Origin of the sequence: Psychroserpens ponticola (assembly GCF_023556315.2) — a bacterium.
GTDB classification, from domain to species: domain Bacteria; phylum Bacteroidota; class Bacteroidia; order Flavobacteriales; family Flavobacteriaceae; genus Psychroserpens; species Psychroserpens ponticola.
Window position 1 is genome coordinate 1,868,906 of sequence record NZ_CP116221.1, and the last position, 25,344, is coordinate 1,894,249.

General features: G+C 30.9%; 29 protein-coding genes. 28 read left to right on the plus strand and 1 reads right to left on the minus strand.

All coding sequences use genetic code 11. From position 1 onward, the window contains the following. Positions 1 to 3: 3 nt before the first annotated feature. Positions 4 to 774, plus strand: a complete 771-nt coding sequence (locus tag MUN68_RS08295; protein WP_249997385.1) for a hypothetical protein — start codon at positions 4 to 6, stop codon at positions 772 to 774. A 176-nt stretch (positions 775 to 950) separates the two neighbouring features. Continuing rightward, positions 951 to 1,505, plus strand: a complete 555-nt coding sequence (locus MUN68_RS08300) for a hypothetical protein (protein WP_249997386.1) — start codon at positions 951 to 953, stop codon at positions 1,503 to 1,505. A 198-nt stretch (positions 1,506 to 1,703) separates the two neighbouring features. Here the strand turns inward: MUN68_RS08300 and MUN68_RS08305 are convergent, their stop codons facing one another. Then, positions 1,704 to 3,353 (minus strand): T9SS type A sorting domain-containing protein, encoded by a 1,650-nt coding sequence (locus MUN68_RS08305; protein ID WP_249997387.1) that lies wholly within the window; start codon positions 3,351 to 3,353, stop codon positions 1,704 to 1,706. A 341-nt stretch (positions 3,354 to 3,694) separates the two neighbouring features. On the opposite strand from MUN68_RS08305, the gene MUN68_RS08310 reads away from it, so the two are divergent. The 26 genes from MUN68_RS08310 (at position 3,695) to MUN68_RS08435 (ending at position 25,316) form a co-directional block, all read left to right on the plus strand. Continuing rightward, positions 3,695 to 4,270, plus strand: coding sequence for a hypothetical protein (locus MUN68_RS08310; protein WP_272792437.1), 576 nt, complete (start codon positions 3,695 to 3,697; stop codon positions 4,268 to 4,270). A 154-nt stretch (positions 4,271 to 4,424) separates the two neighbouring features. Next, on the plus strand, positions 4,425 to 4,589 hold the full coding sequence (locus MUN68_RS08315) for a hypothetical protein (RefSeq protein ID WP_249997557.1): 165 nt from the start codon (positions 4,425 to 4,427) through the stop codon (positions 4,587 to 4,589). After that, on the plus strand, positions 4,573 to 5,076 hold the full coding sequence (locus tag MUN68_RS08320) for a tetratricopeptide repeat protein (RefSeq protein ID WP_249997555.1): 504 nt from the start codon (positions 4,573 to 4,575) through the stop codon (positions 5,074 to 5,076). The genes MUN68_RS08315 and MUN68_RS08320 overlap by 17 nt, the downstream gene beginning before the upstream one ends. 186 nt (positions 5,077 to 5,262) lie before the next feature. Next, the gene (locus MUN68_RS08325) at positions 5,263 to 6,042 is read left to right on the plus strand and encodes a toll/interleukin-1 receptor domain-containing protein (protein ID WP_249997553.1); all 780 of its coding nucleotides are present in this window, start codon (positions 5,263 to 5,265) and stop codon (positions 6,040 to 6,042) included. Positions 6,043 to 6,241: 199 nt separating this feature from the next. Further along, entirely contained in the window at positions 6,242 to 6,484 is a 243-nt protein-coding gene (locus MUN68_RS08330) for a type II toxin-antitoxin system ParD family antitoxin (RefSeq protein WP_249997552.1), read from the plus strand. Beyond that, positions 6,481 to 6,783, plus strand: a complete 303-nt coding sequence (locus MUN68_RS08335) for a type II toxin-antitoxin system RelE/ParE family toxin (RefSeq protein ID WP_272792438.1) — start codon at positions 6,481 to 6,483, stop codon at positions 6,781 to 6,783. The genes MUN68_RS08330 and MUN68_RS08335 overlap by 4 nt, the downstream gene beginning before the upstream one ends. A 168-nt stretch (positions 6,784 to 6,951) precedes the next feature. Beyond that, positions 6,952 to 7,449, plus strand: coding sequence for a hypothetical protein (locus tag MUN68_RS08340; protein WP_272792439.1), 498 nt, complete (start codon positions 6,952 to 6,954; stop codon positions 7,447 to 7,449). A gap of 155 nt (positions 7,450 to 7,604) precedes the next feature. Beyond that, positions 7,605 to 8,102 (plus strand): hypothetical protein, encoded by a 498-nt coding sequence (locus tag MUN68_RS08345; RefSeq protein ID WP_272792440.1) that lies wholly within the window; start codon positions 7,605 to 7,607, stop codon positions 8,100 to 8,102. 171 nt (positions 8,103 to 8,273) lie between these two features. Continuing rightward, the gene (locus tag MUN68_RS08350) at positions 8,274 to 9,068 is read left to right on the plus strand and encodes a cation transporter (protein WP_272792441.1); all 795 of its coding nucleotides are present in this window, start codon (positions 8,274 to 8,276) and stop codon (positions 9,066 to 9,068) included. A gap of 167 nt (positions 9,069 to 9,235) precedes the next feature. Beyond that, positions 9,236 to 9,886, plus strand: a complete 651-nt coding sequence (locus tag MUN68_RS08355; protein WP_272792442.1) for an elongation factor Tu — start codon at positions 9,236 to 9,238, stop codon at positions 9,884 to 9,886. 141 nt (positions 9,887 to 10,027) lie between these two features. Further along, entirely contained in the window at positions 10,028 to 10,738 is a 711-nt protein-coding gene (locus MUN68_RS08360) for a hypothetical protein (protein ID WP_249997356.1), read from the plus strand. 398 nt (positions 10,739 to 11,136) lie between these two features. Then, the gene (locus MUN68_RS08365; protein WP_249997357.1) at positions 11,137 to 11,577 is read left to right on the plus strand and encodes a thioredoxin family protein; all 441 of its coding nucleotides are present in this window, start codon (positions 11,137 to 11,139) and stop codon (positions 11,575 to 11,577) included. Positions 11,578 to 11,617: 40 nt separating this feature from the next. Continuing rightward, entirely contained in the window at positions 11,618 to 12,559 is a 942-nt protein-coding gene (locus tag MUN68_RS08370; RefSeq protein ID WP_249997366.1) for an FAD:protein FMN transferase, read from the plus strand. Then, positions 12,556 to 12,768, plus strand: a complete 213-nt coding sequence (locus MUN68_RS08375) for a DUF4266 domain-containing protein (RefSeq protein WP_249997358.1) — start codon at positions 12,556 to 12,558, stop codon at positions 12,766 to 12,768. Before MUN68_RS08370 ends, MUN68_RS08375 begins: the two co-directional genes overlap by 4 nt. Then, positions 12,731 to 14,095: a DUF3570 domain-containing protein gene (locus MUN68_RS08380; protein WP_249997359.1), complete on the plus strand. Its 1,365-nt coding sequence runs from the start codon at positions 12,731 to 12,733 to the stop codon at positions 14,093 to 14,095. Before MUN68_RS08375 ends, MUN68_RS08380 begins: the two co-directional genes overlap by 38 nt. 317 nt (positions 14,096 to 14,412) lie before the next feature. Then, entirely contained in the window at positions 14,413 to 15,315 is a 903-nt protein-coding gene (locus MUN68_RS08385; RefSeq protein ID WP_249997360.1) for an alpha/beta hydrolase family protein, read from the plus strand. 162 nt (positions 15,316 to 15,477) lie between these two features. Next, the gene (locus MUN68_RS08390) at positions 15,478 to 16,701 is read left to right on the plus strand and encodes an ImmA/IrrE family metallo-endopeptidase (protein WP_249997361.1); all 1,224 of its coding nucleotides are present in this window, start codon (positions 15,478 to 15,480) and stop codon (positions 16,699 to 16,701) included. A gap of 694 nt (positions 16,702 to 17,395) precedes the next feature. Then, on the plus strand, positions 17,396 to 18,298 hold the full coding sequence (locus MUN68_RS08395) for an ATP-grasp domain-containing protein (RefSeq protein ID WP_249997362.1): 903 nt from the start codon (positions 17,396 to 17,398) through the stop codon (positions 18,296 to 18,298). Positions 18,299 to 18,431: 133 nt separating this feature from the next. Further along, the gene (locus MUN68_RS08400) at positions 18,432 to 19,091 is read left to right on the plus strand and encodes a competence protein CoiA (protein ID WP_249997363.1); all 660 of its coding nucleotides are present in this window, start codon (positions 18,432 to 18,434) and stop codon (positions 19,089 to 19,091) included. Between the two features lie 175 nt (positions 19,092 to 19,266). Beyond that, positions 19,267 to 19,668 carry a hypothetical protein gene (locus MUN68_RS08405; RefSeq protein WP_249997364.1) on the plus strand — a complete coding sequence of 134 codons (402 nt, stop codon included), beginning with the start codon at positions 19,267 to 19,269 and terminating at the stop codon, positions 19,666 to 19,668. A gap of 46 nt (positions 19,669 to 19,714) precedes the next feature. Then, on the plus strand, positions 19,715 to 19,981 hold the full coding sequence (locus MUN68_RS08410; protein WP_249997365.1) for a hypothetical protein: 267 nt from the start codon (positions 19,715 to 19,717) through the stop codon (positions 19,979 to 19,981). 1,311 nt (positions 19,982 to 21,292) lie between these two features. Then, positions 21,293 to 21,835 carry an MltR family transcriptional regulator gene (locus MUN68_RS08415; protein ID WP_249997574.1) on the plus strand — a complete coding sequence of 181 codons (543 nt, stop codon included), beginning with the start codon at positions 21,293 to 21,295 and terminating at the stop codon, positions 21,833 to 21,835. Between the two features lie 157 nt (positions 21,836 to 21,992). After that, positions 21,993 to 23,027: a hypothetical protein gene (locus tag MUN68_RS08420; protein WP_249997572.1), complete on the plus strand. Its 1,035-nt coding sequence runs from the start codon at positions 21,993 to 21,995 to the stop codon at positions 23,025 to 23,027. A 166-nt stretch (positions 23,028 to 23,193) separates the two neighbouring features. Further along, positions 23,194 to 23,691, plus strand: a complete 498-nt coding sequence (locus tag MUN68_RS08425) for a hypothetical protein (RefSeq protein ID WP_272792439.1) — start codon at positions 23,194 to 23,196, stop codon at positions 23,689 to 23,691. Positions 23,692 to 23,857: 166 nt separating this feature from the next. Next, positions 23,858 to 24,652, plus strand: coding sequence for a cation transporter (locus MUN68_RS08430; protein WP_272792441.1), 795 nt, complete (start codon positions 23,858 to 23,860; stop codon positions 24,650 to 24,652). 166 nt (positions 24,653 to 24,818) lie between these two features. Further along, positions 24,819 to 25,316, plus strand: coding sequence for a hypothetical protein (locus MUN68_RS08435; protein ID WP_272792440.1), 498 nt, complete (start codon positions 24,819 to 24,821; stop codon positions 25,314 to 25,316). Positions 25,317 to 25,344: the final 28 nt, after the last annotated feature.

Sequence of the window (25,344 nt, forward strand, 5' to 3'; positions counted from 1 at the left end):
TAAATGAAAAACCGATTTTTAGTTTATTTTTTAGCCATTTTCACTTTCTTCTCTTGCAAAAATCAACAAGAAGAAATATCTGATAATTCATTTTATCAAGCAAATTATGAATTCAGTAATAAAGTTCTAAATCGATACAAGAGAGAATACTATTTGAAAATTGAAGAACAACCTTCACGAAAAATCGATGAGTTAAATCAATTAGATTCAAGGTTTCAATTGCTTATTTCTAATATAGATAAAGCAATCTCGAATAAAGACAGTAATCTAGAAGAAATAACTTCTGAATACAACAAAATCTTAAATGCAATTCCAAAAATAGTGAATAATAGAAAAGATTATTTATCATCCGAATTTAAGCCAATAAAATCTAATTCTAATGAATTAAATCTTAACTATATAAAGAATAGACTTTCGATTGCTATGACCTATGCTTTTGAATATGCAAACAGAACGACATACGCGTCTGACAAACTTATTACTGCAAAAATAAACTCATACTCTTCTAAAATAGGAGATAACGGTATCAAAGTTTCTTTAACATCTAATCTCGAACTGTATAAAATAAAAAACAGACATATTATCGTCAATAAAATTGAATTTAATGGAAGAGAAAAAAAAGTCGAGTACACATTGAAAGAACGTTACTCTTTTGTTGATTTTGAATTTGATTCATTGCAAAAAGGAACCTACAGAATAAATGGAATATTCAGATTTTATGAAGGAAACAAAAAAATAGATATTCCTATTAATGAAGTATTTACAGTGAAATAAAAACTACTGGCAACACCGTGTATAATTAATTGCTTTGGCAAGTGCTTATTTGGAAAATTCCTTCGGAATTTTCTCGCGTTCGTTTTTGTTTACTAAATTAGTTGCTCAAACACGCAACTAAGCATACACAAACACGTTGTATGTAATTTGAGAAATTGATGAAACATTAAAAACAAATGAATAAACTAAATTTATTACTTCTTTTTTTGTTCTTTCTTGGTGTTTCCTGTCAACAAAAAAAACAAACGATTCAAGAGTTTGGCAAATCTGTTTATCAAACTTATAAAACAGATTTAAACGATCAGAAAAATTTATATCTGACCAAATCAGAATTAAGAAAATTATTAAAAGAATTTAGAAGCGATAATTCAGGTAATGACCAATTAAATGAGTTTATAGATTTTACTATCGAGAAGCAAGAAGAACATATAAACCTCGCAGAATATGATTTAGAAATTACTTTTAGCGAGTTTCAGTGGAATAATTCAAAAATCGATAGTATTACTTATGATATTGTTTTCCCAAAACCAGGAAAAGACTCAATTATTAATTGGCCAAAATCCAAAACTCAAATAATTACGGATTTAAAAGAAAAATTCCTTTTAGATATTTTTGTTTTTGGTAATGACAATGAAAGAAAAATCAGAATGGATTTAAATGGAGTTGTTTTCATAGATGAGGAGTTAAAACTATTTAAGAAAAGACCAAGCATCAAATATGTTAATGAATAAAAACTACATACAACAACGTGTATAACCAATTGCTTGGTTTGTGTGTACTCGGAAATTCCTATCGGAATTTCCTACTGGTTCGGTTTCTTTTGTTAACTTAGTTCTCGCCAACGCAACAAGCCATACACAAACACGTTGGCATTCATTGTGAATAATAATTTTAACAATATTTCAAATTACAAAAATATCTCATTAAAATTATTCTTTCATAACTCTGTAAACAACTGAATTGCCATCAATTTCAACAGAAATTAAATACATTCCTGAATTTAATTCTGACATATTGATTTCTTCCACCAGTGAATTAGGCTTGGAACTAGAAATTTGTTGACCTAAAAGATTATATACTCTTACAAAATCCATTTTCTTATTAGATTTTAAATTCAAAATGTTGCTAGTTGGATTTGGGTATAAAGTAAAATCTTTAAATGTAAAATCTTCAATTGTTAATGTAGCGTTTTGAACTAAAATATCAAATAATCCTGTTGCTCTATCTGTTTCAGAATCTGACCAAACTTGTATATAATAATCTGTATTTGTCGTTACAGGAATATCCAATAATGCATTTTCAGCACAAGCATTAATCACTTGGGTTAAATTTGAACAATCACCTTCCCAAAGCTGTAAATTATAACTAGATTCTGCAATAATATCCAAATTGTTAAAAGATTCAGAATTGACCTTAAACCATACATCAAGTCTATTAACATCATTACAACTTGGTATTTGAATCGAAGTTGTAGAAAGGTCATCATATGCTTGTAATTGTTGTCCAATCGTAAGCGAGAATGCATTATCACACTCATCGTTAAAAGGTACAAATCCACAAGCAAAAGCCACTTCTCCAACACTACTACAACTTTCAGCATTGTTTTCAATTATGAAAAGAGGATATAGGTCTATAAAATCAGGCTCTTGTAATCGATTAATGGAAGCACAAAAAAGATTATTTTCACATATAGACAAATTCGGATTATTGGTGATTTTTAGGAAAGGACCAAATGTTGTTGAAAAGTTATTAAATGCAGAAATATCATCAAGTAAGGGGTTATTGTCTATAACTAATTGAGAAATACCACCTCCTCCAATATCTCCTAAGCTTTGTAATAAATCATTATTTGAAATTACAAAATCTTGGTCAGAAACGCCAAAATTGTCACTTAATCCTGTTAAATTAATTAAAGAATCGTTATTTATTATTTGCAAAAAGTCATAGACTCCATCGAATGCTTGCAACCCATTTAAACTACCCAAAACAGGATTGTTAGATATAATAATGAAAAAAGCATACAACCCAATATCAATATTGGCATTTGATATATTTGTTAGAGCACTTATATCTGTCAACGAAATATTATCATCGATTTTAAGTCCCGTAAAACCTCCTCCACCTATTCCATTGGGATCAAAATCTGTAACAAAATTTAATCCTTCTAAATTTACTAGTGAAGAACAGCCTTGAATATGCAAATGACTCAATGAAGTTAGACCTGTAAATACAGTAAGGTTAGTTAGTAAAGGATTGTCTTCTAATTGCAAAGCAGTATTATTTGAGATTAAAGATTGTAAATTATGTAATCCATCTAATTCTGTTAATAATGGATTGTCCAAAATCCTCAAATTTGGAATATAAGTAATAGTTGATAACGCTGTTAAATCTGTAATATCAGCACCACTTATAGTTAAACGATCAGTTAACATAGTACAATCTGGATAATTAGTTGAAAAAGCATCTACTTCTGCTTGAGAACTTAAAGTAATGTTTGAAGTTGGACATTGGCTAAAATTAAGGATAGGTAATAAGCCTAGTATTAAGCATAATACCAAAAAATGTAACTTTGTTTTCATAATTTGAGTTTAGATGTAAATGACTTAAGACCAAATATATCAATTTTCTTATTGACTTCTGAAAAACATATTAAATCTAAAAACAACGAAATGCCAACAACGTGTATAACCAATTGCTCAGTTTGTGTGTACTCGGAAAATCCTGCAGATTTTCCTACTGGTTCGTTTTCTTTTGTTAACTTAGTTCTCGCCAACGCAACTAGCCATACACAAACACGTTGTGCGTAATTCCCTCAAATTGCGGAAAGAAAATAATTACTTCATATTAACGTTTAGTAAATGGTTAAAAAACTGAAAATCAAAAAATATTAATAACTGATTTTCATAACGTTGTAGAAAAGATGAATAGAAAACTATTATTAATCATTTTAATAATTCCAAATATATTTTATTGTCAAAGCGCATTTGAAGTTTCTGATTTTAAAAATGTACATTCAAAGGTGATTAGTATATTAAATGAAAAACAAATATTCTCTTCAGACGTTAACATTGAAGAAATTTATATAACAGATTTAATTGATGTCGAGAATAAAGTTGATGATAACCTCACAAATGGTATATACTGGATTTATTATCATTATCACTGGAATTCTTATTTACTGATTAAAAACAAAAATAAATTTATCTTTTATAATGATCCTCTAAAGAATATTGATTCCTTATTTAAAAAAGTAATAGAGATTGATAAAACAAAAAAAGAATCTAAAGCATATTTAAAAAAAATTTATAATCATCTTTTTGGTTTAATAGAAGACAAACATAAACGAAGATTTACGGTTATTTCAACTGACCGAAAAGAATACAAAAAAAATGAGAGGCAATCCAAAAAGATTAATAAAGACAAAATTCATTCTGAACAAAAAAAATTAAAAAAGGAATATCATTATTATTTGGATTTAATAAAAACGGATAAATAAAAAACTACGCACAACAACGTGTATAATTAATTGCTTGGTCTGTGTGTACTCGGAAAATCCTATCGGATTTTCCTACTGGTTCGTTTCTTTTTGCTAACTTAGTTCTAGCCAACGCAACTAACCATACACAAAACCGTTGTAAACAATTTAAGAAATGTCGAAAAGCATTCATATAACAAAGAAAAATTTTAAAGGTTTAACTAAAACTGAACTTGACGAACAAGCTCAAGACCCAAATTCTGAATTAAGCGAATGGGCTCGAAAAAGTTCAATTAAAAAAGAGGTTAAGAAAAATCGAAAGAATGAAAAGAGCAGTTAAATATGGCTTTTTGATTTTTGCTTTTATGCTTTTTAGCTGTAATGGAGCTGATTATTATAATCTCGGAATTTACCAAGCAAGACAAGGAAATCAGGAAAAGGCAATAGAATATTTTACAAAAGCAATCGAAGTTAACTCTGAAGATGCAGACGCATATTACAATAGAGCTTATGCACAACATTTATTAGGCGGAAAGGAAAAGCAGACAATTTCTGATTACTCAAAATCTTTAGAACTAAATCCAAATGACAACGAAGCTCATATGAATCGTGGACTTATCTATATGAAAATGGGAGAAAATGAAAAAGCAATTTCTGATTACAAAGAGTCAATCCGAATTAACCCAGATTACCCAATTGTTTATGCGAATTTGGGAAATGCTTATAAACTGAATTTAGATAATGAAAAAGCTTGTGAGAATTGGAAGAAATCTTTGGAATTAGGAAATGAAAATGTCCGACAAAGACTAAATCTGAATTGTGAATAAAAACTGTTTACAACAACGTGTATAATTAATTGCTTTGGCAATTACCTACTTGGAAAATTCCTTCAGAATTTTCTCTGGCACGTTTTTGTTTACTAAATTAGTTGCTTAAACACGCAACTAACCATACACAAGACCGTTGCCCACAATTTGAAAAAACATCCGAAATCCAAAGAAAAAACCGATTAAATGAATAACGAAAAAATAATTAGAGACGAGGCAAGGGAATTTTGTAAAAATAGCAGTCTTGCAAATCCTTATACAGAAACATCGGTAAAATTGCAGGATTTAAAACACAAATTATATGATTTTTATTCTGACGAGTACAAAGCAATTTTTTTAGATGAAATTCAAAAAACAATTGCGGAGGACTTACAAAAACACCGTGATAATTCGCACGCTGGAAATCCGAGTCCTGAATGTCAATACGAGATTGTAGCGGAAAAGACTTTATTTTATGTAAATCAGGAATTGGGAATTTTACCAAAAGTTGTACACCAAAAATATCAGCAAGAAACAAAATTGGAAAGGAACAAGGTTTTCATTAGTTACAGTCATTTAGACAAAGACTATTTAAATGATATTCAACGACATTTTAAACCTTTCAAAAATGACATAGATTTCTGGGATGATAGTAAAATTCTGCCTGGACAAAAATGGAAAGAGGAAATTAAAAGAGCAATAGCGGAAACCAAAGTTGCGATACTTCTCGTTAGTACAGATTTTTTAGGTTCAGAATTTATTGCAACAGACGAATTGCCACCTTTATTAGAAAGTGCTGAAAAAGATGGTGCTGTAATTTTAACCGTCATTTTGAAACCTTGCTTATTTGAGGAATTCGATGATTTGAATAAATTTCAAGCAATAAATCCACCAAGCAGACCAATAAGTAAAATGGACGAAAATGAAAGAGAAGAATTATATGTGAATTTAGTTCGACAAACGAAAAGAGTTTTAAGCAAAGGATAAAAACTGTGGGCAACAACGTGTATAATTAATGGCTAGTTCTCGCCTACTTACGAAAATCCTCGCGGATTTTCTATTCGGTTTTTATTTGCTAAATTAGGTGCTTAAACACGCCACTAATCATACACAAAACCGTTGTGTGTAATTTGAGAATTTGCCTACGTTACCAAGATTTGGTATATTTGAATAAATGTATTTCAAAATGGGAAAAAACACATCAATATCACTCGGAAATCACTTTGAGGATTTCATCAAAGACGAAGTAAAGTCTGGCAGATATGGTTCTGTTAGTGAAGTAATTCGTTCTGCTCTAAGACTATTAGAAAGTGAAGAAAAAAAAGAAAGAGAATTAATTAAAGCTCTAAAAGTTGGAGAAAAAAGTGGATTTATTGAAAATTTTGATCCTAAACAAAACCTGAATGAATTACATCGCAAACACTTATGAGTAAAAATAAATATCGAATAAGTCAACAAGCGATAGATGATTTAAATAATATATGGCTTTATACTTTTCATAAGTGGTCTAAAGAACAAGCTGATAGATATTACAACTTAATAATTGGAGAAATTGAATTTATTACAGACAATTATTTAATTGGAAAATCTGCAGAACAAACTCGAAAAAACTATAGATTTACTAAAATAAAATCTCATCTTATTTTCTATAGAAAAGTTGACAATGAAATTGTTGAAATCGTAAGAATTCTAAATCAGAGAATGGATATTAAAAAGAGGTTAGAATAAAAAAACTACACACAACAACGTGTATAACCAATTGCTAGTTTGTGTGTACTCGGAAAATCCTATCGGATTTTCCTAACGGTTCGTTTTATTTTGTTAACTTAGTTCCTACCAACGCAACAAGCCATACACAAACACGTTGTATGCAATTAAATCGAAACCAAATCCAGTATGAAATTATTCTTATTAATTCTATTATCTACTAGTCTGTTTTGTTCTGCACAATCTTTAAAAGATAGTCACGAATTTAAATTTTATAAAAATGGACGAATAGTAAAACCAAAAAAAGTCAATATATATATTATATCAGACAAGGATACCCTAAAATGTGAAATCAATGAGAACAAAATCCTCATTCCTAAGGTTACAGATACCTGTTCAATTCTAATTAAATTAAAAAAAGAGACCATTTTAATAAAAGATTTTGATTTTTCGAAAATTGGAAATAAGGGTTACATAACTTTAGGAATAGAAAATAACATGAAAAATTTCCAATTAATGACACCAGAATATCCTAATGCTTATATTCTAAAAAAATATGCAATTGCTATTAATATTGAAAATTTACAATTAATAAAAAAAGTATGTTTTCTAAACTACTATTATGCAATTCAAGAAAAAGGAAATAGAACTTATGTTATGAATTACACAAAGTATTCTGCTTTATAAAACAGCATACAACAACGTGTATAACCAATTGCTTAGTTTGTGTGTACTCGGAAATTCCTATCGGAATTTCCTACAGGTTCGGCTTATTTTGCTAACTTAGTTCTTGCCAACGCAACTAGCCATACACAAACACGTTGTGCACAAGTTGACCAAAAATGAGACTAACCGAATTAATCCTGATTTTACTGATATCCAATTTGACTTTTGGACAAGACAAATATGTCGGAATTTATAATGACCGATTTTCGGAAAGTATTGAATTGAAATCGGACTCAACTTTTGTCCATAATTACAGATTTGACCTTTCGTCAAGTTGGACAACTGGAAAATGGGAAGTGTCAAATGACACTATTTATTTCAAATCCGAGTTAGTTTCGGACTCTTTGCAAGTTCGAGATTTAAATGGAAATAAAATTAAAGATTCATTAGTACTTTCCGCTGACCTTAAAATTAACCGAATTGAATTAAATGAATTTATAATGTCATCATTATCAAGTGGTGGACAAAATAGAGTTAAACCACCAAATAAACTCTATTGGAAAAGGAACAAACTTTATCGGATTAACGAAAATGGAACTCTTGATTTGAGAAAAGTAAAAGCATTTTGGACTGATAAAAAATATAAAACGTATTTCCGAAAAGAAACTGAATGAAAAAACCTGTGCACAACACCGTGTATAATTAATTGCTAGGTTCTTCCATACTTGCGAAAATTCCTGCGGAATTTTCACGGGTTCGTTAAAGTTTGCTAACTTAGTTGCTTAACCACGCAACTAACCATACACAAAACCGTTGTAAGTAATGCCGAAAAACCCAGAAAACGAGTGAATAAAACAATGTTTGAAATTACCAAAATGGATTGTCCTTCAGAGGAAAATCTAATCCGAATGAAATTGGACGGAATTTCAAGTATTGCGAATTTGGACTTTGATATTCCGAATCGGAAATTGACCGTTTTTCACAGCGGAGAAATTGACCAAATCGAAAAGTCAGTTATCGAACTGAATTTAGGCGGAAAAAAAATCTCAACGGAACAAACCGACCAAACGGAATTTAAAGAAAACGAAAACCAAAAAAAGCTACTTTGGTCTGTACTTGCAATCAATTTTGCTTTTTTCATAATTGAAATGACAACAGGAATTATCTCAAAATCTATGGGACTTGTTGCCGACAGTTTGGATATGCTTGCGGACAGTTTTGTGTACGGAATTAGTTTGTTTGCGGTTGGCGGAACAATAATAAAGAAAAAGCGGATTGCTAAACTTGCTGGATATTTTCAAATAACACTCGCGATTATTGGATTTGTAGAAGTTTTAAGGAGATTTTTCGGAGACGAGAAACTTCCCGATTTTTCAACAATGATTATCGTTTCGATTTTTGCACTTATCGCAAATGGAATTTGTCTTTACATTTTGCAAAAGTCAAAGAGCAAAGAAGAAGCACATATGAAAGCAAGTATGATTTTCACCTCGAATGACGTTATTATAAATTTAGGAGTAATAATTGCTGGAATTTTAGTAAATTATTTGAGTTCGAGTAAACCTGATTTGATTATCGGAACAATAGTTTTTGCGTTGGTAATTCAAGGAGCATTTCGAATATTGAAATTAAGTAAGTGAACGAAAAAAGCACTACTTACAACAACGTGTATAATTAATTGCTTTGGTCGTTGCTTATTTGGAAAATTCCTTCGGAATTTTCTCGCGTTCGTTTTTGTTTACTAAATTAGTTGCTGAAACACGCAACTAACCATACACAAAACCGTTACCTGCAAGCTGAAAACATTGTGAAACAAACTGACTTCATAGCTGAATTAGAATTTTTAACTACCGAACAAGGTGGACGAAATAATCCTGCACATTCTGGTTATCGTCCTCATATTGAATTTGACAATTATCCAGATTATTTAACTTCTGGACAACAGACATATATTGGACAAAAAACTGTAGAATTAGGAACAAAAGTAAAAGCAGAAATAGCCATTATTGGTACAGAATATTTTTCAAAGAGACTTTATAAAAATATGGAATTCAAGTTTTGCGAAGGAAGTCGGACTATTGGTTTCGGAAAAATAATTGAGATTATAAATGCTGATTTAAAATGCGAAGATGATATTGACCAAAAAACTATAAATCTGAATTTATATCCAACTGACATAAAAAATAGACTTAAATCTGATTATAGAAAAAACTACGGAGAAGCAATTTGGTGTATTCAAAAGGCATTAATCTCTAACAAAGATTTTCGGAGCAATAGAATTTTACGAGCATTAATATACACAGGAAATAAGGATATTGTTCATCTAAAAAAAATGATAGAACTCGCACGAACAGATTGGAGAGACCTACTTTTGAACGCTGAATATGAGCATCCCAATAAAAGAGTTAGGAATTTTGACAACGAATTCGGAAAAGAAAATATAAAAGCCAGCAGGTAACAACGTGTATAACTAATTGCTAGTCAGTGTTTACTCGGAAAATTCCTGCGGAATTTTCCACAGGTTCGGTTTCTTTTATTAACTTAGTTCCTGCCAACGCAACTAGCCATAACACAAACACGTTGTAGCCAATGCGAGAAAATGATTGCTAAAGACCAAAATATCGCTTTATTAACTGTTGCAAAAGCAGCCTCGGAAAATTCCGAATGGAAAGATTATGCCGATTATTGTATTGATAGAGAGAATGGTTTAAGAAAACAAGCATTCAAAAAACTTGCGGAATTTCTAAAATCAACTAAAAATTGGACACTTGACCAGAAGATTGATTTTGCTAAATTCTTATTTCCATTTTTTGAGAATATTCAAGACGCGGATTATGGTCCATTCCCACAACCTTTGAGTGATAAACTAATAAAACCGACATTAGAAGAATGGTGTGAAATTGAAATAATTGATAATAGACCATTTCGCTGGTTCGGGAAATATTACAAAAGTGAAGAGCATTTATTTAGGGCAATCGAATTAAATCCTGAAGATGATTTAGCGAGAGAAACGATTTTAAGTTGGTGGACTTACAACATTTATTACTCTATTCATCACTTACCAGAAGGCTATATTGGAAACCCTTCAGAGGACTTAAAACTTGCTGAAAAGATTGAGGAACAAATTTCCAAACTGACTGATAACAACCGAAAAGAATATTGGACGAAGGAATTGAATGAAGATTTGGAAATTATAGAAAATTATGTCGAATGGAAAAATTCAGGACATACTGATTTAGCAAAATGGGGAAAAGAAAACAATAAGACAGTTGGTTATAATTTGACACGAAGTTATTACTATAAAAAATAAAGCACTGGCTACAACAACGTGTATAATTAATTGCTTTGGCAAGTGCTTATTTGGAAAATTCCTTCGGAATTTTCTCGCGTTCGTTTTTGTTTACTAAATTAGTTGCTTAAACACGCAACTAACCATACACAAAACCGTTGTGCATAATGCGGAAATCGTGCTAAAACTGAACATTTGAACTAAAAAAGCCAACGCACAAACAGCACATTTGTTTTTTTGCCGACACACAATCCAACGCTGAAAAAACCAAAAGAGCTGTTTCTTGCCAATGCTCGAATTGACTCTAACATTAAACCAAAAAAAATAAGCAATTCATATAACAAAAAAACAATACATTCGTTGATAGGTATTGGTCTAATTGTTGACTATAAATTTATGAATATTAATTAAAAGCAAAAATGAAAAGAATAGTTGTGGTATTAATAGTAATGTTTGTAAGCGTAAGCGCAACAATGGCTCAGGAATGGCAAACAAATATTAACGATGCAAAAGAAATTGCATCAAAAGAAAGTAAACCCATAATATTAGTATTTCAAGGTTCAGATTGGTGTGCACCTTGTATCAAACTTGACAGAGAAATTTGGAGCACAGACACTTTTAAAAAGTATGCAAAAGATAATTATGTTATGCTAAAGGCAGATTTTCCTAGAAGAAAGAAAAACACATTGTCAGAAAAACAAACAAAAGCGAATGCATTACTTGCAGAAAAATACAATAAACAAGGTTTTTTTCCTTTTGTTGTAGTACTTGACTCTAATGGCCAAGTGTTAGGAAAAAGTAGTTATAAAAAGACTACACCAGAAAATTATATTAAAGAATTAAACGCTTTTACAAAGTAATTTGAAACATCTAATCACTTTATTATTTTTATTCTCAACAATGGGTTGTACAGCACAACAACCATATAAGAGAACACTCAAATTAATGGGTAGTCGATTTGACATTACTGTTGTAGCAAACGATTCTATACAAGCAAACATATATATCGATACTGCTGTTGCAGAAATATCAAGAATTGAAAATTTAATTTCATCTTGGGATAATACTTCTCAAACATCCGAAATTAATCGCAATGCAGGAATTAAACCTGTGAAAGTTGACAAAGAATTGTTTGATTTAATTGAAAGAGCAATAGGTATTTCAAAATTGACCGATGGTGCTTTTGACATTAGCTATGCTTCAATGGACAAAATTTGGAAGTTTGACGGAAGTATGACTAAAATGCCTTCAAAAGAGGAAATAATTTCTTCTGTAGAAAAAGTTGGCTATCAAAACATTGTTTTAGATAAAATGGATAGCACTGTTTTTCTTAAATTAGAAGGAATGAAAATTGGTTTTGGCGCTATTGGAAAAGGATATGCAGCTGATAAAGCAAAATCGCTTCTTATTTCAAAAGGTGTACCTTCTGGAATTATTAATGCTTCTGGAGATATGAATACTTGGGGAAAACAACCCAATGGAGATGAATGGAAAGTTGCGATTACAAACCCAATGGATAAAAATAAAGTCTTTGCATTACTACCTATTACGAATGGAGCTGTAGTTACTTCTGGAAATTATGAAAAATATGTAAACTTTAATGGCAAACGATACGCACATATTATAGACCCAAGAACTGGATATCCTTCTACTGGAATTATAAGTGTAACCGTTTTTGCACCTAAAGCAGAATTGGCAGATGCACTAGCAACTTCAGTATTTGTTATGGGAAAAGAAGCTGGTTTAGACCGCATTAATCAATTACCAAAAATAGAATGTATAATCATCGATGATAGAGGAAATATTACGAAATCAAAGAATATAGAAATAGATAAATTATGATTAAAAAATTTATATGCGTTGCATTAATATCTACTTGCTTTAGTAGTTGTGTTGTGGTTAAAGAATACGAAAAAGTAAATATAAATGACCCAGATATGGCATTGGCAGATAAGAAATGTGACCGAAATGTTTCTACGATGCATTCATATCGTGAAGCAGCTGTAGGAGCAAATGGAGGGAAAACTGGAGGAGGCTGTGGCTGTAACTAATAAAACAAGAAAGTTGAAAAAATTTATTTTGATATTATGCGTATTTGCTTTTGTTAAAACCTATTCGCAAACAACGCAAGACTCAACTAAAATTTATAAAAAACGTGTACTAGAAACTACAGAAGTAGATTTTCTAACAAGTTATTATTCTCAAGATGGAGATAATGCTGCGGTAAGTGGCGGAATAGGTACTGAAGAATTAACAGATATTACAGGAACCTTTGTAGTTTCAATACCTTTAAATGATGATGATGTACTAACCATTGATGCTGGAGTTTCTGCTTACACATCAGCATCTTCAAGTAACGTTGGACCTTTTGATGATGGACCAGCAGACCCATTTCAAGCATCTTCTGGTGCATCAAGTAGCGACCTTTGGGTAAATTTAACAGGAAATTATAGTCATAGCTCTGACGACAGAAATGATATTTGGTCTGCAAAAATATCTATTTCATCAGAATACGATTATTTTTCAGCTGGTGTTGGTGGTAGTTACACAAAATTATTTAATGAAAAGAATACAGAATTGAGTGTAAATGCAAATGTTTATATTGATACTTGGAACGCCATTTACCCAACTGAATTAAGACCATTTGGAGAGAACGGTAATGGTTTAAACAATAGTTTGTTCACACAAAACACAATTACAGGCAACACAAATTACAATCCTAGATTTAGTGAGTTTAAAGATGAAGGACGTAATTCTTATTCTTTAGGTTTTGGATTCTCTCAAATTCTTCACAAGAATGTACAAGGTTCGTTAGCATTAGATTTTGTGCAACAACAAGGTTTATTATCTACACCATTTCAAAGAGTGTATTTTAATGATGTAGCAAATTCATTTATAGATAATTTTCAACTAGCAGATGCAATTGAGCGTTTGCCAGATTCAAGAATTAAAGTTGCTGTTGGTGGTCGTTTAAATTGGTATTTAAATGAAACATTTACAGTAAGAACATTCTATCGCTATTATTTTGATGATTGGGGAATATCTTCACATACTGCAAGTATTGAAGTTCCAATTAAAATAACTGATAAGTTTACGTTGTATCCATCTTATAGATTTTATAACCAAACAGCAGCCGATTATTTTAGACCTTATGAAAGTGCTTTATCTACCGATGAGTTTTATACGTCTGATTATGACCTTTCCGAATATTCTGCTAACCAAATTGGTTTTGGAGTGTCTTATACAGATATTTTCGCAAAGGCACATATTTGGAAACTAGGTCTAAAAAATATTGACTTAAAATTTTATCAGTACGATAGAGATACATCTTTTAGTTCTAGTATTATCACAGCAGGATTTAAGTTCGTAATGGATTAATTGAATATTGAAAATTTGTTAGTTTTATGCCAACGCTAAAAATCCATACACATTTGCAATTCGCATCATCCAACGCTACACCAAAAATTACAAAAGAGTATGTCCAACGCACACATTTGAACTAAATAAACAACATCAGAAAACCAAGCTGAACGTGAAAAGCACTATGCACAACAACGTGTATAGTTAATAGCTTCTGCTGGCTAAGACGATGATCTTTGCGTACTTTTTATTATATTGTTGCTGCGGAAAAATAAGCGTGTACTTTTACGCTACTAACCATTACACGAACACGTTGCCTGTAATTTAACCAATCAATGAACAGAATTCTAACTTCAATCATTTTTTTACTTTTTGTAAGTTTCGGATTTGCTCAAAACGGAAAACTAATCTCTAAAAATTTAATTGATATTTCTAACACACCAATCTGGAATAGAATTTCTCAAGACAATAAATTATTTCCTGATTTTGAGCATCTCAAAAAATTGGATTTTTACTTTATCACTTACGAAAGTGACAACCAAAAAGTTAGAGGATTATTAGTTGAACCAAAAAAAGATGGAAAATATCCAGTTGTAATTTTCAATCGTGGTGGAAATAGGGATTTTGCTCAATTAACAGTTGCAACTTTGATTATGTACACTTCCAAATTAGCGGAACAAGGTTATGTAATTATTGGTAGTAACTATCGAGAAAGGGATGAATTTGGCGGAACTGAAATTAATGACGTGCTAAATTTAACAGAAACCGTAAAGGAAATTGAAAAAGCCGACTCGAATTGTATTGGAATGTTCGGTTGGTCGAGAGGTGGAATGATGACCTATTTGGCGTTACAAAAATCAGACAAAATAAAAACAGCTATTGTTGGGAATGGAGCATCCGACTTATTTGACACAGTTAATTTTAGACCAAAAATGGAAACTAATGTATTTGCCGAATGTATTCCTGATTATTGGAAAAATAAAGAATCGGAATTAAAAAAAAGGTCAGTAATTTATTGGGCAGACGAATTAGATAAAAATAGCAGTCTTTTAATTTTGTGTGGAACAAATGACAAAAGAGTAAACCCTAAACAAGCTGATAAAATTGCAGAAAAACTATCTGAAATCAATTATGATTTTGAATTAAGAAAATTTAACACAGACCATTACTTTTCAGATTATAAAACAGAATTGAACGAATTGGTAATTGAATGGTTTGATAAACGATTGAAAAAATAAAAACTACAGGCAACAACGTGTATAACTAATTGCTTGGTCTGTGCGTACTCGGAAAATCCTACGGATTTTCCTAAGGGTTAGTTTCTTTTTTGCTAACTTAGTTCTCGCCAACGCAACTAGCCATAACACGAACACGTTGGCAACAATACAGAAGAACGCTGAATGAATACAACTTTAAAGGGAGACATTTTTGAAAAAAGGGTTTTTGATTTACTCAAAGAACTTTTAGAAAACGATGAGTTCTATTTGAGTAGAAATCATAGTGAAATTTTCGCTAAAAAAGGTTATCCATCAGAGAGACGAAAAAGCGACATAATATTCGATATAACTATAGAATCTTATATACCAAACGCAGAACAGTATTCTCATTTGACAGTCTTTGAATGTAAAGATTTGAATAAAAATGTTTCTGTCGATGACATAGAAGAATTTGAATCGAAATTAAGACAAGTTGGCGAACACGATACCAAAGGAATTATGGTATCAACAAAAGGCTTTGCTAAAAGAACAATAAATATAGCTAAATCTTTGAAAATTGGACTTTTAAAGGTTCAATCAAACAATCAACTTGATTGGATTAATTTCCGTAAAGATAAATTCAAACAGGAAATAGAATTTGAGGATAATAATTCGGAACCATTTTTGGCTTCAGTCAATAATAAGGTTTTAACTAACCTAGCCGATTTATTACTTGAATTGAAAATAATTGATTCCTACACGCACAAAGAAAAGTACATAAACATTCCATATCTGACTGAAAAACGTATCGAAGGAATTGTAGAAAGACTTTACGGATACGATATTCACGAAAATTACTGTTTGGATACTCAAAAATTATGTGAATTTATTGAATCAAAATATCCTGTCAAATTTGAATTCAACAACCTAACTGATGACATTTTAGGGAAAATTGAATTCAATCCAATGAAAATTACTGTTGACAAAAATTTAGAAGAAAACCGTTTAAGATTTACACTTTGTCACGAAATTGGTCATTTAATTTTACACGGAAAATTATTAGAAAATAGTATTGATAAAAAAGAAGATAATGATTATAGTTTATCTCTAAAATATTACGTTTCTGATATGTCAAATAGACGATTAGAAATACAAGCAAATATTTTTGCAAGTCATTTATTAATTCCACTAAATCCGTTATTAAAAGAAGTTTCAAAATACTTTGCAAAAGAGAGAATACATAAAAGTTATCTCTATTTGGATAATCAACCTGTAAACAGACTTTTAGTTCTGAATTTATTAAACAAGCTATCTATAAAATTTAAAGCATCGAATGAGTCCATTAAGATTAGATTAATTGCTTTGAATTTACTCAAAGACGAAACCAATTTTTCGTTTAAGCAATTATTAAAAAACAGAACTCGATGAAAAGTACTATTGCCAACAACGTGTATAGTCAATTGCTTGGTCTGTGTGTACTCGGAAAATCCTACGGATTTCCCTCTGGTTCGTTTTCTTTTACTAACTTAGTTCTAGCCAACGCAACTAACCATACACGAACACGTTGGTAACAATAGCTCCGAAATTGTAACTCCAAGTGTTACAGAGTTACTATAATTACAACTTCGGAACTATTGCCACTCTTACTCTTAAAGTTGAAAGCTTACTCAAAATCTAAAAATCATTGTGGCGAAAAAAAGCCTGGTTTTCTTTTCGCGATTTTTTTTGAGGTTAAAACACATTCACTAAAAAACTATTCTGAGAAAATTTTTATTTGAGTTTGAGAAAGCTTACGGAAATAATCACTCAAACGTAAAAAGATGATCACTCAAATTCTTTATTTTAAAGAGGAGCTTTAATCTAATTTTGTACAATTTTCTTTTATTAGAAAAATCTATCATACATGTATGAAAATTCACTCCTGCTCCAACACTCTAATCTGAATGTGATTACTCAGATGTGTCGCTACAGTTGCCAACAACGTGTATAACCAATTGCTTGGTTTGTGTGTACTCGGAAATTCCTATCGGAATTTCCTATTGGTTCGTTTTCTTTTGTTAACTTAGTTCTTGCCAACGCAACCAGCCATACACAAAACCGTTCTACTCAATTTAACAGACCAATGAAAATCATATTTAACGACAGCGTAATTGATAATAAAATAGTCGAACCTGACTATGAATCTGAATTTAATTCTGCGAGAGAAAACGGATTTGAAACTGAATTATTTAGCTTTGAGGAAATAGAAGACGGAAATATAAATAATGCTCTGAAATTCATTAAAACTTGTGAAAAAATAGAATTAGGAATTTATCGTGGTTGGATGATGACACCGAAAATTTACGAACAGTTTTACAATGGACTTTTAAAAAAGAATATTCAGTTGATTAACAATCCAAAGGAATACAAACATTGTCATTATTTACCAGAATCTTATGACAAAATAATTGACGAAACACCAAAATCAAATTGGACTAAAGACATTTCCGAAAACAGTATTTTAAAGTTATCAACTGAATTTGGAAATAAGCCAATAATTGTAAAAGATTATGTGAAATCGGAAAAGCATAATTGGAATGACGCTTGTTTTATACCAAACGCATCTAAAAAAAACAAAGTTCAAGAAATAGTCAATCGATTTCTTGAATTACGAGGAGATTATTTAAACGAGGGAATTGTTTTCCGCGAGTTTATAGAATTAGAGTTTCTAACTGAACACTCGAAAAGTAAAATGCCATTAACTAAAGAATTTAGAATTGTTTTCTTAAATAAAAAAGTTGTTCAAATTTTCAATTATTGGGACGAGGGAAATTATGATTCTGAAAAACCAAATATTGATTTCTTCCAAAAAATTGCATCGAGAATAGAAAGTAATTTCTTTACAATGGATGTTGCAAAAAAGAAAAATGGAGGTTGGATAATAATGGAATTAGGAGATGGACAAGTTGCAGGACTTCCAGACAATGCGAATAGAGATAATTATTATTACGAACTGAATAAAAACTGCGTAGAACACCGTGTATAATTAATTGCTTTGTAAGTGCTCATCTGGAATATTCCTTCGGAATATTCTCAGGTTCGTAAAAGTTTACTAAATTAGTTGCTAAACCACGCAACTAACCATACACAATCACGTTGGGTGTAATATGACTAAGTAAATGATTTGGGCATTATTAAATGATGAAAAAACAGAAGCAATACCAAAAACTTTTGGAAAATGTCCATTATGTGGCAAGAAAGTCGTTTCAAAATGTGGAGAAATAAAAGTATGGCATTGGGCACATCTTAAAGACAAGAGTTGTGATCATTGGTATGAACCAGAGACCTTTTGGCATTTACACTGGAAGTTGACATTTGGAAAGGAAAATGCTGAAATAGTAATCAAGAAAGATGGAAAAAGGCACATAGCTGATATTTTAACAAATAGTGATGTTGTTATAGAATTACAAAACTCACCTATACAAAAATCAGTCATAAGAAAGAGAGAAAAGTTCTATGGTGAAAGAATGTTATGGTTGATAAATGGAATTGATTTTAAAGATAATTTCGAAGTTTCGAATCAGGATAACTTTGATGTATTATACAGATTTTATAATAATTTGCCCGCAAATAATAAATTAGTCTTTGACTGGAAGTGGGCTCGAAAAAGCTGGGAAGAAGTTGAAAGGTCTGTTTTCATCGACTTTGGAAAGGAATCATTATTCTGGGTTCAAACAGGAATGGGAACGTCACGTGGAGAAGGTAAATATATATCAAAAGAAAAGTTCATAAATAAGTATGGTGGTGATTTTGAATACTACACCCAACAACGTGTATAACCAATTGCTTGGTTTATGTTTACTCGGAAATTCCTAGCGGAATTTCCTACTGGTTCGGTTTCTTTTGCTAACTTAGTTCTCGCCAACGCAACAAGCCATACACAACACGTTGTAGTGCATTTGAGAAATGAACAGTAAACAATCGAATTTTAGTAAATTATTTCAAATGTTGAGCTTGACTAATATTCAAGCTGAACTTGTATCTGAATGTATTACACTTAAAAATTCTGAATTATTTTTCAGCAGTTTTGATAGTGACCGAAAAGTGGACAAAGAACACATCTACAATGTTTACAGAACGAGATTCGGACTTGAGGAAAATTTACGACCTGAAAACCATTTTGTAATTGGATACAAAGATTTACTTCCGAGATTAAAAAAGTCGGAATTAGAATTTATTAATGTTTCGTCCTTAATGACAAAAAATGGAGGTTTCATAATATTTTCAGACTACGAATATTCTGAATTTGTTGGAGTCTTAAAATCAAAAAGAACATTAGATGAAGTTAGAGTAAAGCAAAAAGGGTTTGAGCATCTTTACAAAACAACAATTTTCGAAAATGGAATAATGAAATAATAGAATGGAAATTAAATATTGCTGGAGATGTAAAATGGAAATTCCAATGTTGGATAAAAATGAGTTTGCAATAGCGTCTGAACTATATTCTAAAGGATTTAAAGTAGCAAAATCAGATAGACAAGAAAAGTTTAAAGAGTTATTGGAATACTATAATAATTTGACTGGATTTGGAGAAACTGAACCGAATGCAATTATGCATCATTCACTCGAACAAATTGGGTCTGATTGTGAAAATTGCGGAAAACCATACAGAACGCCAAAAGCGAAATTATGTGCTTCGTGCGGAAATAAAAGAATAATAGCGGAATAAAAACGCACTACAACACCGTGTATAATTAATTGCTAGGTTCTTCCCTACCAGTGAATATTCCTGCGGAATATTCACTGGTTCGTGAAAGTTTGCTAACTTAGTTGCTTAACCACGCAACTAACCATACACAAACACGTTAACAACAATAGTGCAAAAATTCGACAGCACTACTCTATTTGAACTATTATTGTAAATACAAAAATCTCTAATTTCTCATTTAAGATTTTCGTTTATCATTTTTTGGAGAACTAAACGCTTTTATGGTCTGTTTTTGTTTATTAACTTATAGCTAGAAAACTCTCAAGATAATTTCTTACTTCATTGGTAAACAGTTTCTTTTTAAGATAATATGTTCGTTCATTTAAAATTGTTTTTTCATAAGTCAGCCAAATTATCGCTAGCGTTCTGTATCGTTCTAAAATCCAAAAAAGGTGTTCGTTATTATTCTTGTGGTGCAACCTAAATGCTATTATGGACTTTTCTCTTTTGCCAAATCAACGGTTTCTTGGGAGTATCAGCTAATGTTAGTTATAGCATTCTCTTCGGTTGCTATGAGGTATATAGCTAGTTCTGTGATTTACCAATGACTTGTGCTGCACTACAGTTGCTAACAACGTGTATAATTAATTACTGCGGAATTTCCAATCGGAAATTCACAATAATTAATTATATTAGCTACAAATCGGAAAATGACTTACGTCCTTTTCCGTAACTAATCATACACAAAACCGTTGGTAACAATAGCTCCGAAATTGTAACTCCAAGTGATACAGAGTTACTATAATTACAACTTCGGAACTATTGCCACTCTTACTCTTAAAGTTGAAAGCTTACTCAAAATCTAAAACTCATTGTAGCGAAAAAAAGCCTGGTTTTCTTTTCGCGATTTTTTTTTTTGAGGTTAAGGCACATTCACTAAAAAACTATTCTGAGAAAATTTTTATTTGAGTTTGAGAAAGCTTGCGGAAATAATCACTCAAATGTAAAAAGATGATCACTCAAATTCTTTATTTTAAGAGGAGCTTTAATCTAATTTGGTACAATTTTCTTTTATTAGAAAAATCTATCATACATGTATGAAAACTTACTCATGCTCCAACACTCTAATCTGAATGTGATTACTCTAATGTGTCGCTACAGTTGCCAACAACGTGTATAACCAATTGCTTGGATTGTGTTTACTCGGAAAATCCTATCGGATTTCCCTAATGGTTCGGTTTATTTTGCTAACTTAGTCCTTGCCAACGCAACAAGCCATACACAAAACCGTTGTACATAATTATAGAAATAAGAACTTTGTAAATTAACTTTATGATTGATGAATTTAAAAAAAGACTCAAAGATTTCACAAAATTAAGAAGTGAATTAACTAAGGAATCCGATAGAGGTATGTCGCTTTATGCAACAGCTTACATAGATAAAAAGTTAGAAATTTTACTTAAAAAAAAATTGATAGGAAGTAACAAACACCTTAAAGAAATTTTTTCCTTTAATGGTCCAGTTGGAACATTTTCTTCTAAAATTAAATTAGCTTACTCAATTGGACTTATTGATAAGGTAATTATGAGTGACATTAATATTCTTAGACAAATAAGAAATGAATTTGCACATTCGGAAAAAAACATCAGTTTTGAAACAGATTCAATTAGAAAATCATGTAATAAACTTAAAACGAAATCATCAGATGATATGGAATGCTCAAGGGAGATATTTTTAAATGTTGCTTCAGGAATTTCTGGAGTAATTGCTGGAGTTACAGTTCAAACTGAGAAATTTGAAGAAAAAATACCAATTGATATTGAAGAAAAAAGAAGTTTTTATAAAAAAATTAAAAGTTTAGATCAAGAGGAATAAACTATGTACAACAACGTGTATAACCAATTGCTTGGTTTGTGTGTACTCGGAAAATCCTGCGGATTTTCCTAATGGTTAGTTTTCTTTTGTTAACTTAGTTCCAGCCAACGCAACAAGCCATACACGAACACGTTGTGCTTAATGCCGAAAAAACCGAATGCCAGAAATCGAAAACATAAAACAGTTTGCACTTTTAGAGGAATTTGAAACCTCTGACAAGCTGATTAAATTAGGTTTTGGCGAACTTCAAAACATCAACCTAAATAACGACTTTTATTTCCTTCCTTTTCAGCTTTTATCTCAAGGATTTGAAAGGTTTATGAAAGCTTACATTTGTATAGGACATTATCATAAACACCAAGAACTACCAAATTTTAGATATCTCAAAAACTTAGGACACGATTTAGAAAAGTTACTAAAGGAAATAATAGACAATTATTACTTCAACTTCGATAGACCACAATTTGATTTAGACAATGAATTTATCCTTACTAATTCAGATTTAAAAGAACTTCTTTTTATTCTTTCTGAGTTCGGGAAATTAGCAAGATATCACAATTTCGATTTGATTACTGATAATACACGAATTGGAATTAATGCAAGAAAATTATGGGAAGATTTTGAAAATAAACTTCTTGACAAAAAAGACTACGAAAAACTAATGAACTTCGATTTAAACCACGAAGTTTATCAAAAAATAACAAATCATATTATTATCATATTTGAGAAGTTTGTTTCTGCATTATCAAGACAATTTATTTTCAAATGTTTAGGACAAAAAGGTTTGCAATTATCTGCAACAACAGTTTTTGACTTTGGTATGTTATACGATAAAGATTTCGGAAAGAAAGATTATAGAAGTCAAACTACAAGATATAAGCAAACACCTAAAAAAGAACATAAAAGAACTGTAATTGACGAATTACAAAGGAATATAAACCCAAATTATAAGTCGAGAAAAATAAACAAAACTGAATATAATGGAGATTGGCCTTTTTACGCTGACGAAGTAATTATCGAATGTAGAGAAAACCATTGGTGCATTGTAACCATTGATGGTTTGGACTTTGCTTTGAATGGTTCAGCAAGCGGACGATATAAATTGGAATTTCCTCACGATGCAGGAAGAGCTATTTTAGGAAAAAGTGTATCTGATTTTATAAAAATGGCTTTCGATTTGAATAAAGAATAAAGCACTAAGCACAACAATGTGTATAATTCATTGCTAGTTAGAGCCTACTTACGAAAGTCCTCTCGGACTTTCTATCTGTGATTTATTTGCTAACTTTAGTGCTTAAACACGCAACGAAATCATACACTAGACCGTTGTATGCAATTAAATCGAAACCAAATCCAGTATGAAATTATTCTTATTAATTCTATTATCTACTAGTCTGTTTTGTTCTGCACAATCTTTAAAAGATAGTCACGAATTTAAATTTTATAAAAATGGACGAATAGTAAAACCAAAAAAAGTCAATATATATATTATATCAGACAAGGATACCCTAAAATGTGAAATCAATGAGAACAAAATCCTCATTCCTAAGGTTACAGATACCTGTTCAATTCTAATTAAATTAAAAAAAGAGACCATTTTAATAAAAGATTTTGATTTTTCGAAAATTGGAAATAAGGGTTACATAACTTTAGGAATAGAAAATAACATGAAAAATTTCCAATTAATGACACCAGAATATCCTAATGCTTATATTCTAAAAAAATATGCAATTGCTATTAATATTGAAAATTTACAATTAATAAAAAAAGTATGTTTTCTAAACTACTATTATGCAATTCAAGAAAAAGGAAATAGAACTTATGTTATGAATTACACAAAGTATTCTGCTTTATAAAACAGCATACAACAACGTGTATAACCAATTGCTTAGTTTGTGTGTACTCGGAAATTCCTATCGGAATTTCCTACAGGTTCGGCTTATTTTGCTAACTTAGTTCTTGCCAACGCAACTAGCCATACACAAACACGTTGTAAGTAATGCCGAAAAACCCAGAAAACGAGTGAATAAAACAATGTTTGAAATTACCAAAATGGATTGTCCTTCAGAGGAAAATCTAATCCGAATGAAATTGGACGGAATTTCAAGTATTGCGAATTTGGACTTTGATATTCCGAATCGGAAATTGACCGTTTTTCACAGCGGAGAAATTGACCAAATCGAAAAGTCAGTTATCGAACTGAATTTAGGCGGAAAAAAAATCTCAACGGAACAAACCGACCAAACGGAATTTAAAGAAAACGAAAACCAAAAAAAGCTACTTTGGTCTGTACTTGCAATCAATTTTGCTTTTTTCATAATTGAAATGACAACAGGAATTATCTCAAAATCTATGGGACTTGTTGCCGACAGTTTGGATATGCTTGCGGACAGTTTTGTGTACGGAATTAGTTTGTTTGCGGTTGGCGGAACAATAATAAAGAAAAAGCGGATTGCTAAACTTGCTGGATATTTTCAAATAACACTCGCGATTATTGGATTTGTAGAAGTTTTAAGGAGATTTTTCGGAGACGAGAAACTTCCCGATTTTTCAACAATGATTATCGTTTCGATTTTTGCACTTATCGCAAATGGAATTTGTCTTTACATTTTGCAAAAGTCAAAGAGCAAAGAAGAAGCACATATGAAAGCAAGTATGATTTTCACCTCGAATGACGTTATTATAAATTTAGGAGTAATAATTGCTGGAATTTTAGTAAATTATTTGAGTTCGAGTAAACCTGATTTGATTATCGGAACAATAGTTTTTGCGTTGGTAATTCAAGGAGCATTTCGAATATTGAAATTAAGTAAGTGAACGAAAAAAGCACTACTTACAACAACGTGTATAATTAATTGCTTTGGTCGTTGCTTATTTGGAAAATTCCTTCGGAATTTTCTCGCGTTCGTTTTTGTTTACTAAATTAGTTGCTGAAACACGCAACTAACCATACACAAAACCGTTGTGCACAAGTTGACCAAAAATGAGACTAACCGAATTAATCCTGATTTTACTGATATCCAATTTGACTTTTGGACAAGACAAATATGTCGGAATTTATAATGACCGATTTTCGGAAAGTATTGAATTGAAATCGGACTCAACTTTTGTCCATAATTACAGATTTGACCTTTCGTCAAGTTGGACAACTGGAAAATGGGAAGTGTCAAATGACACTATTTATTTCAAATCCGAGTTAGTTTCGGACTCTTTGCAAGTTCGAGATTTAAATGGAAATAAAATTAAAGATTCATTAGTACTTTCCGCTGACCTTAAAATTAACCGAATTGAATTAAATGAATTTATAATGTCATCATTATCAAGTGGTGGACAAAATAGAGTTAAACCACCAAATAAACTCTATTGGAAAAGGAACAAACTTTATCGGATTAACGAAAATGGAACTCTTGATTTGAGAAAAGTAAAAGCATTTTGGACTGATAAAAAATATAAAACGTATTTCCGAAAAGAAACTGAATGAAAAAACCTGTGCACAACACCGTGTATAA